The 15774-nt window shown below is 36.8% G+C and carries 13 protein-coding genes; 6 read left to right on the top strand and 7 right to left on the bottom strand.

The annotated features are described in order from the left end of the window. Positions 1 to 773: 773 nt before the first annotated feature. Positions 774 to 1112, bottom strand: coding sequence for a hypothetical protein (locus BC008_RS14260; protein WP_058183619.1), 339 nt, complete (start codon positions 1110 to 1112; stop codon positions 774 to 776). A 308-nt stretch (positions 1113 to 1420) separates the two neighbouring features. Here BC008_RS14260 and BC008_RS14265 point away from each other — a divergent pair, with 308 nt between their 5' ends. Then, entirely contained in the window at positions 1421 to 2821 is a 1401-nt protein-coding gene (locus BC008_RS14265) for a fatty acid desaturase (RefSeq protein ID WP_027844082.1), read from the top strand. Between the two features lie 127 nt (positions 2822 to 2948). Here the strand turns inward: BC008_RS14265 and BC008_RS52710 are convergent, their stop codons facing one another. Further along, positions 2949 to 4910, bottom strand: a complete 1962-nt coding sequence (locus BC008_RS52710; protein ID WP_153009587.1) for an ATP-binding cassette domain-containing protein — start codon at positions 4908 to 4910, stop codon at positions 2949 to 2951. A gap of 427 nt (positions 4911 to 5337) precedes the next feature. Here BC008_RS52710 and devC point away from each other — a divergent pair, with 427 nt between their 5' ends. Then, the gene (devC, locus tag BC008_RS14275; protein ID WP_027844083.1) at positions 5338 to 6510 is read left to right on the top strand and encodes an ABC transporter permease DevC; all 1173 of its coding nucleotides are present in this window, start codon (positions 5338 to 5340) and stop codon (positions 6508 to 6510) included. 242 nt (positions 6511 to 6752) lie between these two features. Here the strand turns inward: devC and BC008_RS14280 are convergent, their stop codons facing one another. Continuing rightward, positions 6753 to 8018: an ABC exporter membrane fusion protein gene (locus tag BC008_RS14280; RefSeq protein WP_058183620.1), complete on the bottom strand. Its 1266-nt coding sequence runs from the start codon at positions 8016 to 8018 to the stop codon at positions 6753 to 6755. Between the two features lie 732 nt (positions 8019 to 8750). On the opposite strand from BC008_RS14280, the gene BC008_RS49480 reads away from it, so the two are divergent. Further along, entirely contained in the window at positions 8751 to 9008 is a 258-nt protein-coding gene (locus BC008_RS49480; RefSeq protein ID WP_161938117.1) for a hypothetical protein, read from the top strand. A gap of 182 nt (positions 9009 to 9190) precedes the next feature. Here the strand turns inward: BC008_RS49480 and BC008_RS51330 are convergent, their stop codons facing one another. Both BC008_RS51330 and BC008_RS14285 read right to left on the bottom strand, forming a co-directional pair. Next, on the bottom strand, positions 9191 to 9343 hold the full coding sequence (locus tag BC008_RS51330; RefSeq protein WP_235595864.1) for a hypothetical protein: 153 nt from the start codon (positions 9341 to 9343) through the stop codon (positions 9191 to 9193). A gap of 73 nt (positions 9344 to 9416) precedes the next feature. Then, the gene (locus tag BC008_RS14285; RefSeq protein WP_027844085.1) at positions 9417 to 10487 is read right to left on the bottom strand and encodes an NAD(P)/FAD-dependent oxidoreductase; all 1071 of its coding nucleotides are present in this window, start codon (positions 10485 to 10487) and stop codon (positions 9417 to 9419) included. 31 nt (positions 10488 to 10518) lie between these two features. Between BC008_RS14285 and BC008_RS50495 the strand changes: the two genes are divergently transcribed. Further along, positions 10519 to 10662, top strand: a complete 144-nt coding sequence (locus BC008_RS50495) for an alpha/beta hydrolase (RefSeq protein ID WP_201026125.1) — start codon at positions 10519 to 10521, stop codon at positions 10660 to 10662. A gap of 15 nt (positions 10663 to 10677) precedes the next feature. On the opposite strand, the gene BC008_RS14290 is transcribed toward BC008_RS50495, so the two are convergent. After that, entirely contained in the window at positions 10678 to 12936 is a 2259-nt protein-coding gene (locus tag BC008_RS14290) for a hypothetical protein (protein WP_027845662.1), read from the bottom strand. 352 nt (positions 12937 to 13288) lie between these two features. On the opposite strand from BC008_RS14290, the gene BC008_RS14295 reads away from it, so the two are divergent. Next, positions 13289 to 13519 carry a type II toxin-antitoxin system Phd/YefM family antitoxin gene (locus BC008_RS14295; RefSeq protein WP_027845661.1) on the top strand — a complete coding sequence of 77 codons (231 nt, stop codon included), beginning with the start codon at positions 13289 to 13291 and terminating at the stop codon, positions 13517 to 13519. Further along, positions 13516 to 13908 (top strand): type II toxin-antitoxin system VapC family toxin, encoded by a 393-nt coding sequence (locus BC008_RS14300; protein WP_027845660.1) that lies wholly within the window; start codon positions 13516 to 13518, stop codon positions 13906 to 13908. The genes BC008_RS14295 and BC008_RS14300 overlap by 4 nt, the downstream gene beginning before the upstream one ends. Positions 13909 to 14143: 235 nt before the next feature. Here BC008_RS14300 and BC008_RS14305 read toward each other — a convergent pair whose 3' ends face one another. Next, complete coding sequence (locus BC008_RS14305; protein WP_027845659.1) at positions 14144 to 15646, bottom strand: hypothetical protein; 1503 nt, start codon at positions 15644 to 15646, stop codon at positions 14144 to 14146. Between the last annotated feature and the right edge of the window lie 128 nt (positions 15647 to 15774).

The following is a 15774-nucleotide window of genomic DNA, read 5'->3' on the forward strand; positions in this document are numbered from 1 at the left end:
CTTATGACAATTATTAACTTACTCTAAATAACGCCTAAAATTACCAAAAAACTACAGTTGATTTCTTGGTAATTTAAATACGTTAATAGGTAATTTAGGTCTTTGTAAGCTTTATAAATTTGATTTTGGACCTTTATATTTTTAGCCTTCCATTAAAATACTAAAAAACCATGGTTAACAAACAAATATTTTTTAGTTAAGTTTAGTTTAATTATTGTTATACATCAGACTTTGTACAAAAATGAATATAAAACTGAAACTATATTTTAAATGACATATATTTGCGATATTGAGACAGTGAAAATAAACTATTTTAGTGAATTTTATGATGTCTTTTCTTTAAACTTTTGAACTTAAATGCTATTAATGTTAAGTCAACTAACGCTATCTTGGCACATCACTCTAGATTAAACAGCAAGTGGCTGTACAATTTTTGTTAATTCCTTCAATGCTTTCAAACATCGAATTATTTCAGTAATATTATCAATATCTTCTTCATCGCAAAAATCTAGGTATATTTATTTTTCTCCTGCTTGTAAAAGCCCGCAATCATACATATTTATTCTGTTTTCTAAAGTTGACCCGGACCCAAACACCATTTTCTTTAACAATAGTTGCAAGCAAATTACCATTACTAATCAATAATATTTACACGATTAATATGTAGTTGCATCCCAGACTCAAGAAGCACGATTTACGCAAATGTCGGATCTATCAATGGCGTATTTTCACTTAATTCCCACCCTTGGTCGATAATTCTGCCAACAGCTTCTTTAAGAGCATTGTAACCAGGTGAGGAAGCATAGTACCATGCTGTCCAATAAAATATTTATTTTAATTGTATGAGCGCCACAATTACTCCATGCTTGTATCGTAAAAGGTGGTCTACCTATAAATACTCTATTTTTGGGTCCGTAGACCCAAAGACCATCTCTTCTTCTTAAGACTGGATATTCAAAATCTCCGATGGAAGTGCGCAACCGAAAAGACTTTCTTTTATCAAAAGGGGTTTCATCAATAATTCTTGCTCTAACCGCCCAGATATGTATTTCTCCCCAGTGAATGTTATATTTCTTTCGATCTGGTGATTCTTGCTCTAAAGCCTTCTCCATCCAATTAAGTAATACTTCTGTAGTAATCGGAACTGTAGTTACATCTTCTATACCGGGGTATAACCCTCCGCAAATATAAATTTTAGGAGGGATTGACGATTCTTTTATCCGTAAAAGACCAATGGGAGATCGTATGACAGGATTGTTAAGTAAACTAATGCGATCTATTGCTGGTGTAACTTATTTTTCATTGGGACTGCCTTCTTCACTACTGTGTTTACCGAATAATGATGACAAACCCCAGTTGATTCGCTTAAAATTTTACCAGTAATTAATTATACCCAGCAATAATACTGAAGATTTAAGTCATGACTACTTATGAATTTTTAGAAATCGCTAATACTGATGATGATGATAATTTTGAAAAAAAGAATTTTATTAGCTATGAAGAATTAAAAAAACATTCTACATATTCGGATGGATGGATTGCAATTGATGGAATTGTATACGATGTTACAAGCTTTATTAATGAACACCCTTTTGGTGACACATTTAGAGGAATTCTAGGGACAGATTGTAGTGGTTTATTCTCATCAGCACACATCCATGTAAATGTGGAAAATCTCCTTAAAAACGAGCGTTATTTGAAAGACAATAATATTAATTTAGTAGGGTATCTTTGCACAAATAAAGACAATTTACATAAAGATGATGATGACAAATATTTAGACAGGATAGTTTATAAAAAACTAAATAATGATAAATTTTGGTTAGAGCTAAAGAGTAGAGTAAAACAATATTTAATAGACAATAATGAATTAACACATTATTCATTGAAAGAAGGAATAATGTACTTATTATATCATTCTATAATCTTTCTATCGTTATCATATATCACTTGGATGAATGGTTCCGTTTTATCATCAATATTATTAGGGTTTCATATGGTTTGTGCGTCAGCAAGTATGTCTCATATGGTTGCTCATTTTGGATTCACAAAAAATCAATTGTTAGGATTTATTGCTTTACATTTTATGGATCTAAGCGGATTTTCTTGGCTGGAATGGCAAATTGTTCATCAAACACATCACAATCAACCTCATTCGTCCATAGATTATCAAACCAACCAATATATCCCTATACGTATTCATAAGTATGTTAAACCTAATGGGCATCATAAATATCAATATCTTTATTTTTGGATAGGGATATTATTTTATCATTTACGTGCTTTCCCAATGAGTACTATTTGGTTAATTAAGAATAGAGAATTTATACGTTATAAATACGAGATAATTGGACATTTTTTCTCAAAATTTGTATTTATTTCACTTATTTTTTACTGCGGATATTTACATGGGATTTGGAAGGCTCTCATGCTATTGATTATATATTCGATATCTTTCTCTTTTTTCGCTTTTATATTACTTTATAATAATCATGAGGAAACTCATAATGTATTATCACTAAATGAAAATATAAATCCTTATCACAATAAATTTTCATGGGCTGAAATTCAAGTAAGAACATCTGGGAATTGGTATCCCACTAATTGGATATTATCTTTTATAGAATTTCATTATGGATATTTCAATTATCATATAGAGCACCATTTATTTCCATCTTTTAAGCCGATTTTATTAAAAAAGATAAGTCCTATAGTTAGGAATGTATGTGATAAGTATGATATTCCATATATTTCAACAACATTCATTGAAGTTCATCAATCATTTCAAAGACATATCAAAAAAATGGGTCTTGAGGTTTAAGTGGCAATTGTGCAGAAAGTGCCATAAGCTGAAAACACTTGTTAAATATGTTATTAATTTCCTTAATTATGGTAAAGAGAGCATCAAAACTCTAATTATACTTCGTCCACCCGTTTTCACCCTCTCTCTACTTTTCGTCCGTATAAATAAAACTACTCCGTAAAGCAATGATACTCACTTGTAGTACAGTGCCCAATGCATCAATCAATTCAGAAAATTGTTGTTGATCGGTAATATCGAAGCCGGTATCGCTCATGAATTTATTGATTGCGTAAACGACCGCAACTACTTCTTTAGTTTCTGGGTCGAAGATTGGCAAGGACATAATATGACGTGCTTGAAAACCAATATCTTGATAGAGTTTTGAGTAAAGGCACTCATTATGGTGAGGATTATTGATGATGATTGGCTCTCCAGTATGGACGACATATCCAAGAATACCTTCATTTATCGGTACTTCAATTGTACAAAGCTTGCCTTCTTGACTTAAGGCACAATCAGTTCTCAACGTTTGCTTTTCTCGGTTTACAATAAAAAATGTAATGAATTCAGCACTAAGTACCTGACTAATTTTATAAGAAATAACTTGAAATAAATCTGTAATCTTATCTCTAACTTCACGAGATTCGAATGTCAAACCGGAACTGATTAATAGTTTAAATTCCTGATTTAAACTATTTAAAAAATCTATGAATCCTTTTAGAGATAGCGTTTTAACTTTTTCTTTTAATTCAGTTATATCCATCCCTAAAGTCTGAGAAATATTTGAGTAAAGGCTTTGGGCATATAGGATACTTGATTGGACAGCAAACTCTAAAGATTGAGTTAGTTCATAAAACCGCTCTTCATCTCGTTTATCAAAAGGGATATTACCTTGTTTGTTCAGTGCTTCAATAACAGCAAAAACCTCGCCTTGGCTATCGATAATTGGTAAACATAAAATGCTGCGGCTTCTAAATCCTGAATCACGATCAATTTTGGGATTAAACCGAGCATCATTGTAAGGATCAGGAATGTTGAGGGTTTCACCAGTTGTCGCAACATACCCTGCAATTCCAGCATCAATGGGAATTTCAATACTAATTAATTCACCATCTTTTCCTCTAGCATTTTTTGACCATAAAATCTGATGTTTTCGATCAACAATGAAGAATGTCACTTGTTCGGCTTGTAGCAATTGAGCTATTTTTAGGGAAATCACTTGGAGTGTAGTCTGCAATTTCAAGTCAAAGGAGCGATTAGTTAATAAATTAATCGTGTTTACCATCTGTTTTAATTCACGGTTTAGTTTACCCAAAAACTCTGAAAATTGTGTGCTAGAAAGTTGGTTGACTAAGTTTTTGATCTGCTCGCTATCTGTATCAGCAATAAACGAGGTGAGATTACTCAAATTTAGGAGCAGTTCGCCTCTCGATGTGGATAAACGTCCATCTTCTAAGCTAATAATCCGATCAGCAATATCTAGAATACGGTTATCATGAGTTACTAAAATAATTGTGCAACTTTGTTGCTTAGCCAGTTTTTGCATTAGTTCTACAATTTCACGTCCTGTCTGTCCATCAAGAGATGCTGTGGGTTCATCAGCCAAAATAACTTGGGGTTGATTAACTAATGCACGGGCAATGGCAACCCGTTGCTTTTGTCCTACAGATAGTTGATATGGGTGTGAGTGTAAATATTTTCCTAAACCTACTGCCTCTAAGGCTGACTTTGATTTTGCTTGTGATTTCTTTGCTGATATTGGATATAGTGCCGCTGCCATTTCAACATTTTTGATGGCATTTAGGGAACTTAATAGATTATGGTCTTGAAAAATAAAACCAATTTGACGACGTACTTTTTTTAAACGACTGCTGCTAACACCAGCCATTTTCTGTCCTAAAACATATAAGTTGCCTTCTTGAACCGTCCGTAATCCACCTATCAGTGTTAACAGTGTCGTTTTGCCGGAACCAGATGGTCCAGTCATAATGACAATTTCTCCAGGCTTAATCTCAAGATTTATATCGAATAATATTTGACGATGGAGATGTCCTGAGCCGTAATAGTGGTTTAGGTGATTGGCGACAATGGTGAATTCTAATGACATTACTTTATTTGTTTTAATGTTTTGTTGACATTTTCCCCATGCTAAAAGACGTGGGGTTTCATAAAAATTACTCAAATCTATCTAGCTTTACTCAAATCTAATCAGTAAAATTACTATTTTTAAATTATGCGCATTACTTTTTATACATAAAACTATTTTCATAATATATCAAACCCCCGCGCCGCATTAACGTCTAGCGGTTCGCGCAGCGCGTCCTCTTGCCTAACGGGTAGTGCTCCGGATCGGCTCTGTTCACGCAGTGCGGGCAAGATAGGCGCAATACCTACGGTACGGTACGCTAGCTGCTGATTTGAGCAGGTTTTTCCAAGGGGATTTAGTTGGGCACTTATCCCACAACTTTATAAAATGGTAAGTCTGCACCGACATTTAGTTAAATCTGACGGAACCGATGTAATAAATAATAATTATGTTGCGAACACTATCTATCGCCTGGGCACAACTTTTACACCAAAAAGTACAGACAATTGTTACTATTCTTGGCATTGCATTTACTGTAGTTTTGCTATTTATGCAGGTTGGATTCCGTATTGGACTCTTAGAGAGCAGTACTCAATTTGCTGCTAGTTTTCAAAGTGATATTGTCTTAATCAGTAATTCTTCTATTTCATTTTCTTTCGCAGTTCCTTTTTCAGAACGCCGTTTAAATCAGGCTTTAGCCTTTAAAGAAGTGGAAGCAGTAACACCAATTTATGCCACAATGACTTCAGTAAAACGGTTAGAAAAGCAACCCAAATTTATGGCATCTATTCAAGTTATTGCTTTTCCTCTAAAGCCTAATGTTATTGATTTGCCAGGGGTGATAGAAAATTTAGATAGTTTAAAAGGAAATAACCTTTTTCTATTGGATAGAAGGTCTCGCTCAGAATTATCTTCATTAATTACGGAAGTCAAAAATAATGGAAAAGTGAGTACCGAAATAACCTCTTTTGGTTTTGAAAGAAAGAGAATTGATATTGTCGGTTTATTTGAGATGGGAGCAAGTACTTATTACAATGGAAATCTAATTACTAGTGAAGCAACTTTCTTGAATACTTTTGGTTTAGGCTCAGGAGAAATTATAGCTGGCTTAGTACATGTAAAGCCTGGAGTCGATGTTCAAAGCTTGATATCTCGTATGGAAGCTTATCTTCCTAACGATGTCAGAGTAATGTCAAAAAAAGAACTTATTAAAGAAGATAAGACATTTATAGAATATAGTTCTCCAATGGGGATCGTATTTCTCTTTGCAATGATTTTTTCAATTATCATTGGTATTGTTATTTTGTATCAGGTGCTGTTTCAGAATATTTCCAGGTTTACTAAAGAATATGCCACCTTAAAAGCACTTGGTTATAGTCATAGGTTTTTAGTAAATATCGTGTTAGAACAAGTCTTGATTTTTGCTATTTCAGGTTATATTCCCGGATTTATCATATCTTGTTTTGTTTATAATGCTCTAGCTGATGTTACTAAAATGAAATTTCTAATGAGTTTTAATATCGCAATATTTATCCTATTTTTAATTCTTCTAATCTGTATAGTTTCTGGAGTTATTGCTACTAATAAATTGAAGGAAGCGAATCCAGTAGATGTTTTTTAATTAAAACTCTGATATTTAACTAGAAATATACCTTTTTTTACGAAAAATACTTGATAAAAATTACTGGTATTTTTACTGGTTGTTTACTAGTCTATAGGTTAAATGTAACTACCTAGTTAATATATTTTAGGAAAGGAAAACAGAGACATTGTATTTTAGCGCGTCAGTAATCATTTCAAGGAGGTTAAGACCATGTTTAAATGTAGCGGAAAGCAAAGAACGTATATTTTAGTGGGATAAGTTCATTGATTTTCATAAGAATCAATAATAGCGTTGACTTGTAAGTTTGTTAAATGGGCAACCCGTTGACTATCTTTGGAATTTAGGCGAATTATCACTTCTACTACTCTAGTATCAACATCAGCTGTGGGATTAGTTCCTAAAACCTTTTGTCGTTCAACCTTTAGGCCAATTTCTTCTACAGTTCCTTGTAATTCTTCGACTACTCCATCAGAAGTAATAGTAACAGATTGTCCCTGACGGACTCTTGTGATATCGCTTTCATAAACTTCTGCAGTGACATACATTTGCGAAGTATTTCCTAATTCAACAATACCCTGATTGTCAATCATTTCCCCGGGCCAAGTATGAACTTTTAAAATTTGACCGTCTTTGGGAGCTCGTACATAAGCTAATGCCAAATTGGTCTCAGCTTGTTTGACGGCAGCTTGAGCTGAGACTAATTCGCTCTGAGCGAGTTGAAGATCAACAGGACGCACTTCACTAATAGCATTGAGCATAGCTTTATTTTCCATAATTTTTGTTTCAAGGGTAGTAATTGTGCGATTAAGATCGGCTTTCGCTGCACTAATTTGGTTGGTTAGGGTATTAATAATACGCTGAAGATTTATTTGAGCTTCTTGAAGTTGTTTTTGGATAATTTCTTGCTGTAAACAGATTCGATCATATTCCTGAGCCGAAATTGCTCCATTTTGGTGTAATTTTTTATAGCGTTGACAGTCAGTGGTATTGTTAAGGAGTTCTGCCTTGAGTCGTTCAATAGTAGCTTGTTGGGTATTTCTTTCTCCGAGTAATTGGGCTTTTAGGCTAGCAATAGAAGCCCTGTGTATGGCAATTTGCCCATCTAACTCGGCTTGAGTACCCGTAAATCGGGCGTTTTGAGCAGTGATATCTCCTTGTTTTGCCCCTGCTTTTACTTTCGCTAAATTAGCTTGGGCAACTGCTACTTTGGTTTTGGCTTGTTGTAAAGATGCTTGTAGGTGATCGCGATTATTCAGAATGGCAATGATGTCACCCTTGGTGACATGATCGCCCCGTTGAACCATTAATTGAGTTACTGTTGCCCCTTCTTGAAAAGTAGGGGCTGATATTTTGGTGATTTCTCCTTTAGGTTCTAAATAACCTAAGGCAGCTACCCTCGAAGGAATTAGTAGTTTTTGAGCAGAAAGGGAAGAAGACTGTATCAGGGGTTGCTTAATAATATTGGATCTATAATAAATTCCATAACTTACCAATAATAATCCCCATCCAGACAAGGCAAACACCATCAAAAATTTTGATAATTTTGATGTTCTATTCTTTTGTAGATTAAAGATTCTCCTAGATTCCCTTATATTAATTAGCTCTCCTAATTTTATAGCCATAAAATAAGTATTTTTATATTTATTTTTATAAGAAATCAAAATTGAATTTTTATATAATCAGGACTTACGCAAAATAAACGTAATTGCGTCATTACGTGTGACTAACTTCACGCTTGCTGTGCTAACAACTTTGCTGCGTGCTAGCGACAGCGACGTATATGTCGGAGAACGCCAAAATCCGTGAGATTGCTATCTCCTAAACGGAGATGCTAGAGCCTGCAGCGTCGGCGTTAAATCTTACGGTATGGTTTCGCTTACGCCCTTGGCGTGGTCGAAGCCTCTAGCTGCGCTACCTACGGATCGATCCGCTAACCCTGCACGTAGTGACCGTCGCAATGACAAATCTATGTCCTTAGGACACGCATTAGTGCAGTGTGATGCGACACGTAACACCTACGGTATACGCTAGCCGCTAGGCGCTATCGTTGCGTAAGTCCTAATAATATTTAAAAATATGGATATACTTGATGTTTGATATATAAACTCAAAAGTAAATCTTTGTATGGTAATGTATTAACTCTTTCTTATTTTTCAAGTTTCAAATATTAATCCTGTATTAAATAAATTACTATTTTTTCTTTTTTAACCTCGTTCATTTTCTATATCGACAGAATAAATACTGATAATCGTACATTTTTGAATACCGTCAAACATTGCCATACAGCAATTAAATTATTAAGTTTTTCACGACCAAGTTCTCCTAACAAATCAGGTAAGAGAAATGGTTTTTGGCTACGTAAAACTTTTAATTCTTCTATTTGTTCGGCTTCTAATTCAATAAAACCTGTTTTACTTTTTGTGGATGTATCTATACCGTTATTTGTTATTCGAACATATCTATTTTGTTTCTTACCCGCACCAATAAGTTCTGCAGCTTCATCAGTTGGAGTTTAGACTAAGCAACAAGAAATGACCCAGAAATGCTGGGTAGAAAAGAAATATACTTGTTTGCATGAAAATTGAGTATTCTAAGCAGATTTTGGTTGCTGTTTGCGAGGCTTAAATGTAGTTTTTTTGACTGTTGCATAGCGAATTCTACGTTTACGTGGTTGTCCAGTCTTCCAACCAGGGGACTTTCAACGAGGTTTGGGTGAACGAGGAGGAGTACCAATAACCGGCCACTTACGTCTAAATACTGGTGATAAGGATAAATCTGCCAAACTGTAGGCATTACGGGTTAATAATATTGCATCCGTTAGTTCAAAAGTTACATCATGTGCTCTACCCAAGTAATTCCTCTTTTATTAACTGATTTAGACCGATTGATTCTACTTTGGCAAAGAGAGGAAATCGGCTTACTCCTTACTCCTTACTTCTTACTTTCTGAGGTATTTTCCCATAAAGTTCTCTTAATCTCTTCACATCTTGCTGAAACCACTCACCAACCCATTTACAATATGCTTCAGCAGCCAAACCTTCCTTATAACCCTGTTTAACTTGAGTAATTAAATGTCCCGTCATGATTCCCGACATCAGCGCTTTAAGAACCCCATGTGAAGAAGCCGGATCGAGAACTGTTGCAGCATCACCGACAATGAAATACCCTTCACCCGCAGGAGTTGCAACACTGCGCCAAGTCACATCTGCTCTACGAATATTACCCTGAGGAACAAGTCCAGCAAACTCTGCAGGAATCCAATCTTTCTCTAATTTCAATTCAGTTTTTAACTCTGTTCCTGATTCTTTTGTTTTTGGTTCTAAATGTGACTTTTGAAAAAATAATCTCGTCCACTGATAAAGTTGGGGACGTACCCTTGCAGTCCAAGTCCAACCCAAATCATCAGCAACGATCGCAGGTATATCATCTCGAACCGGACATTCCCCTTGAGCATAACCATAGTAAGCCGTTAAACGAGGACTGTAAGGAATAATTTCCATCCCCAATTGTCGAGCTAACCAATGTCGGGAGCCAGCAGCATCAACTGTAACGGAAGCATAAATCGAACCATTGGATGTCTCTACACCAACAACTCGATTGTTATCTATAATTGCTTCTTTTGCTTGACAGGGTTGTAATACTCTAACTCCCAACTCCCGAGCGCGATCAAGTAATATAGCATCAAAATCAGCACGCCAAGCCTGAAAACCCTGCCAATTCCCCGATTCATCAGTTCCAAAGGGAACAAATTCACCTTTACCTTCCCACTGTACCCAGTTACCTTCATGACGTAGGAAGCCAGCCATATTAACTTTTTCTGCAACCCCTAACTGTTTGAGTAAAGGTTCCATACCAGGGTGAAAAGTTTCTCCAGGACGCTCGCGGGGAAACTTTAAACTATCTACGATCGCAGTCGATAAACCACGCTGGGCGCAAGAAATTGCAGCAGCAGAACCAGCAGGTCCGCAACCAATTATAAGTACGTCTGGAGACATTTATCAGTTATCAGTTATCAGTTATCAGTTTATGGCTAACGCCACGCCCTTGCGGGCTACAGTTATCAGGTGTCAGGTGTCAGGTGTCAGTTATCAGTTATCAGTTATTAGTTACCGATTACCAATTACCGATTACCAATTACCGATTACCAGTTCACTGTTAACTGTTCACTGATAACTGTTCACTGTTTTAATTCGTTCTCACAGTTTGCCAAGCACCATTATTGACGCGAGCAATAATTCTCGGTGGAGCGCCGACAAAGAGGACTATTCTATCGAGCATTTCATAGTAAACTTTGGTTATGTCGCTATCGTGTTGCAGTTCTCTACCGCGACGGTAGAATTCAAAACGATATAAGTTACCCTGCAAACGAACTCCAGTCTGAGCTTGTGCTTCCTGTAATTCCCCTTCATTAGGATCGACTGCACGGAATGATAGAACAGCTAATGCTTCCCTATTGCTACTAATTCCTATGGCTTGATATGCTCTCGCCATTGCTAATACCCTGGAAGTATACTCGTTTACATCTACTTGTCCAGTTAAAGCTAGAGAAAACTTCTGATTTAAGCTGCTATCCACATAGTCAACATGCTGAAAACGAGTATATTCAACCAGTTCTTGATTGTTACGAACTACAACTTTCGGACCTGCAACTCCATCCCATGGTAAATCAATAATTTCCGCATCTGTCATCGGACTAACTGTAGCAAAAGTTGCAGAGAAACTACGCCCAGTATCGGGAGCTACAGCAGGCCAAAATGCACTTAAAGCCGCACATAGTTTAGCATCTTCTGGGAAAGGACTACCAAGTCCATAGGCAGCTAAATGATTTGTATTGTCCGTGGTATCTACACTCGTATCCCATCCCGGAGCAAACACGCCGGCTGCAGCATCGGGAAGATAAGCATGTCTCGTAGTTTGAGCAACTTCTAAGGGCATTTGTCGCACAAAACCCCTTGAAGGTAAAGAGACAATAGTTGTAACTGTATCATCTTCTGCTCTGAAGTTTGCTCCTTCTAACTGTAAATTGGGAGCTAAACGTTCGTCAGAAAGGGTTAGCGGAGGTACCTGTCCCCAAATACTTGATCGCAAAGCACTAGGAACCCTTTGTAACCACCATTCCAATAATTCTCTTTGATCGCAGTTGGGATAAAAATCAGGAGCAGTTACCATAGAATAGGCTGGAATTTGCCGGGGAAATGCATTAGCTAATTCTGGTACGATCGCATCAATCCAACCATCAGCAGTAAAGTCAAGATAATGTTGGGCTTGGTAACCACCCCGACGTACTTCCTCTGCCACATTCGCCTGGTCGTTTAAGTCTACAATCGTACCATCCGGTCGTACTAAGTGACGGACGTGAACGTATTCGGGAGCGGGACGGGAAGGTCCATTGGACTCAATTAATAAACTGGGAGCAAAACCATTAGCAGGACTTGGTGGTACTGTAAAAGTTAAAGGTCTGTTTTGATATGTAGCTGCTTCAACTAAATTAGCATGTACCACAGGCATCAATAGTCCCGTACCGTAGTCGGGGTCACTTGACCATTCAGCAATTCTCTCGGTAAAAACAAAGGGTGGATTATTGATATCAGGCTCGCTCCAACCGGTATCGTGACCTTTCTTTCTCAGTTCTAAATGTACTCTGCGTAACTTTTCATTCAAATGATTCGCTTCAAGATTCACATGTAAATCTAAACCACGAATGCACTCATCACCTTCAAAAATTTTATGCAAGGGTACCCAAAACTGACGATTCTGGTCAATTTCTTGTCCCCGTCCAAATAGTTCGGGACGTTTGCGCCGGAAATTGAAGTTCATCGGTCCGAAAACATCTTCGTTTCCGTTAAGTTGCACGGCGATGTAGGCTGAATACCGAGCAGGTAAAACGCCAAAAGCATAATCATTTCCCTCAACAAACGGTATAAAACCACGATTTTTCGCATCATATACCGCTTCAGCAGTACCAACGCGAGCTACACCGGTGCGGGAAAAGCACATATCAGCGTGTTTACGGTGAACTGTTTCTGGTGCGGGACGATATTCTGAAGCAAAAACAACTATCGCCATTAAATCTCCCTGAGCGCGATTAATTAAATCTGCTAAGGAAGGAGGTTCCACACCAAAGACATAATTTTCAATTGATTCAATTTCAGCCAAAGTTGGAAAAACTTCCAATTCTTTCCCACCGACCTCGGTTACATTGGGTGAAGCGATCGCATGATAAAGCAAACTTCGAGCCGGATTACCTGCTTCAATACCGCGTATTCCTTCAAAAGCAAAATCTTCAAATCCTTTGAGATTACGATTAATCCCAGGAAGCTCTTTTGTTAATTCAGCCTTTAAATCCGTAGCAGCAATATCCAAACCATGCTGTAAAAATAGATTTCGCCAACCGTGAGGAGCTAGGCGATCGCAAACCTGTTTAACTTGATCGATAAGAGACATAATAGGCAAACTTGTTGTGGTAGAACTTGGCAGATAGAATTTAGGATTAGTAATTAGCTTGAGATTGGTATTACTCAACTACAACAATTTTTCATTGATTTTCTAGAGACATTTCAGCGAATATCTCTATAAATCCTAAATAGAAAAACAAAGTCGATTTACGGCTTTTAATTACTTTGCTATTGTTGCAGCAATACTAACTACCCGATTAAGATTCAAATTCCGCACATGTCAATCTTAAAAAACAATAATGACCCAAAATCAGACAATTAATATAAAAAACTTTTCTAAAACAATGTTTTGGAATATGTGATATCTTTGGAATATGACCATAGTCATGACCAGGGCTATAATGAAAAGTATCTCTAAAAGCAAACTTAAAAGTAAACTGTTAGAATTCTTGCGCCTTGTAGAGTCAGAAGGAGAAGAAATTATAGTAACTGATCGGGGAAAACCAGTGGTGAAAATTTCTAAATACGGAAATTCACCGTCAACAGAGCAGTTATTTGGACAAATGCGCGGAAAAGTAAAGTACTTCGAAGATTTAACAACTCCCACAACAGAAGAATGGGGCGAACTATGACAATAGTCCTTGATACCTGCGCTTTAATTTGGTGGAGTTTGGATCCGGATAAACTTTCTCAAACTGCTGTAAATGTATGTAAGCAGATGGAAAAAGAAGAAAATGGTCTAGTTCCATCCATTAGTATTTGGGAAATCGCCATCAAAATCAAAAACAAAAAACTAGATTTGGGAGTCGATCTTAACGATTACGTCACTTCCTTGAAAAAATCCAGTGTTGTCAGTATTGTTCCCGTTAATGAAGATATGTGGTTAGACAGCGTCAAATTAGAATGGGAACATCGAGACCAAGCTGATCGAGTGGTTGTAGCTTTAGCAAAAAGTAATCAAGCTCCAATTATCACAGCAGATCGAGAAATCAGAAATTTTTACTCAGACGTTATTTGGTAGATTGAAAAAATCAAACTTCGTCTTAAAGTGGAAGCTTAGACACATTTGCAGAAAACATATCTATAAATAGAATAGGAAGAATTTATAAGTTGGAGGGAAATAGTCAAATTTCCCCTTTTTAGGGGGGATTTATGGAGATGTCATGATTCTTACTTGCAACTGAACTTGAGTTATTACCCTATCAGAATGTATTGCTACACTCTGAAGGATTATATATTTCTGGTCGAAAAGCCCTTTACAGGGTCGCGACTAAATCGTCATAGCTCAAACTTAAACTTCCATTATCAAAATTAAATTGCTCAAATTTAGTAGCAGTCATGACAGTGTCATCTAACTCAAAAATGACCTTATTATTATTCGCACCTAAACTGATATCAAAATCATCAATTTTATAGGAACCAAGACTAAGGGTATCAAAACCTCTACCACCATTGATTTTTGCATCACCAAAACCTTCAACAAAGTCTTTACCGTCACCCATTTTAATCTTGACATCACCGCCAAAACTGGAAGCAGTTAACTCATCTCTACCATCTCCCATATTAATGGTTCCGCCAAAAATACCGTAGGAATCGCTTCCAGTTGCATAAGCTTTGACAATATCAGAACCTTGACCTGTTTTTATGCTTCCTCGATGATTATCAATAGCGATCGCTTGTTCTGAAGCATCAGCAGTTGCTTCAATAGTATCCCGTCCTTTACCGAAGCTAATATACCCTCCATCGTTATCAACTGCGATCGCCTCTCTTAAAGCAGTAGCATTCGCTTCAATAGTGTCGCGTCCTTTACCAAAAGCAATATCGCCTCTAGTATTATTGATCGCGATCGCTTTGCTAAGAGCATCAGCAGTTACTTTTATTCCATCGTTCCCCTTACCAAGATTAATATAGCCTTGGGTATTATCGATTGCGATCGCCTTATCTTGAGCAGTAGCAGTAGCTTCAGCAACAGCTTCCGCTAAAGCTTTGGTTTCCGGAGTTGCTGCATTAGTAACACTATAAGTAGGAGTATCTGTAAAAGTCGCAGAATCAGAAGTTGCAATTGCACTTATAACATCTGCACCCTTTGCAGTAATAATTTGACCACCAACATTTTTAATACCTGTTGCAGTGATGGTTGCATTCGCTAAACTTTTGGCTATTGCTCCAGCAAAAGCTGTCAAACTATCAGACATAGGGGCTTGAGCAATAGCTTGGACAATAGCTCTAGCATCTGCGGTCGCTGTTGCAACTGCTGCAACAGAACCTGTAATTCTTCCATCAAGGGTATCACTACCCCTACCAGTCCGGATTTCGCCGGAATTATTAATACCATTAGCAACCACATTTATATCAATAGATGCAAAGGTTTTTGCAATTGCATTAGCATTTAAACGATCCGCGTAAGCAATAGCTTTAGAGACTGTTTGGACAGTAGCTGCTATTTTTGCGGTTGCAGTACCTCTGACAATGTCACGTCCTCTATTTGTATAAATACTCCCTTGATTATCAATCCCATTAGCATAGATACTTGCTTTACGACTAAGATCTGCTGCTGCAATCGCACTAACATTTTTTGTCCCGACCCCTGCAAAAACTCCCAAACCAAAATCACTATCAATATATTTATCACCAATAATTTCATCTGCACCCTTTAATGTATTGACATGAGAATACCAGGGGTTAAAAATTCCTCTATCTGAGTAGACTTTATCAGCCTTGTTAGAAAAATAGACTTTACTTAAGTTTAAGGGTGTCATGAAAATCTCCTCATCTAGAGCTTAGAAAATTAATTAATAATGAATCAAGGAAAAAATGGCTTGAGAAAGCGAAATATGAAAATTGATTTGAGCAAAAATAAATAAAGCTCATTTAGACAGTAAATTAA

The sequence above is a fragment of the Mastigocoleus testarum BC008 genome, assembly GCF_001456025.1.
Taxonomy (GTDB): Bacteria; Cyanobacteriota; Cyanobacteriia; order Cyanobacteriales; family Nostocaceae; genus Mastigocoleus; species Mastigocoleus testarum.

Excerpts from the sequence above, each read along its gene's own strand:
- BC008_RS14265 (WP_027844082.1), top strand. The coding sequence starts at position 1,421 with ATGACTACTTATGAATTTTTAGAAATCGCTAATACTGATGATGATGAT.
- devC (WP_027844083.1), top strand. The coding sequence starts at position 5,338 with ATGTTGCGAACACTATCTATCGCCTGGGCACAACTTTTACACCAAAAA.
- BC008_RS50495 (WP_201026125.1), top strand. The coding sequence starts at position 10,519 with ATGGCTAACGCCACGCCCTTGCGGGCTACAGTTATCAGGTGTCAGGTG.
- BC008_RS14280 (WP_058183620.1), bottom strand. The coding sequence starts at position 8,018 with ATGGTGTTTGCCTTGTCTGGATGGGGATTATTATTGGTAAGTTATGGA.
- BC008_RS14285 (WP_027844085.1), bottom strand. The coding sequence starts at position 10,487 with ATGTCTCCAGACGTACTTATAATTGGTTGCGGACCTGCTGGTTCTGCT.
- BC008_RS14300 (WP_027845660.1), top strand. The coding sequence starts at position 13,516 with ATGACAATAGTCCTTGATACCTGCGCTTTAATTTGGTGGAGTTTGGAT.
- BC008_RS14295 (WP_027845661.1), top strand. The coding sequence starts at position 13,289 with ATGAAAAGTATCTCTAAAAGCAAACTTAAAAGTAAACTGTTAGAATTC.
- BC008_RS14290 (WP_027845662.1), bottom strand. The coding sequence starts at position 12,936 with ATGTCTCTTATCGATCAAGTTAAACAGGTTTGCGATCGCCTAGCTCCT.
- BC008_RS14305 (WP_027845659.1), bottom strand. The coding sequence starts at position 15,646 with ATGACACCCTTAAACTTAAGTAAAGTCTATTTTTCTAACAAGGCTGAT.
- BC008_RS52710 (WP_153009587.1), bottom strand. The coding sequence starts at position 4,910 with ATGTCATTAGAATTCACCATTGTCGCCAATCACCTAAACCACTATTAC.
- BC008_RS14260 (WP_058183619.1), bottom strand. The coding sequence starts at position 1,112 with ATGGAGAAGGCTTTAGAGCAAGAATCACCAGATCGAAAGAAATATAAC.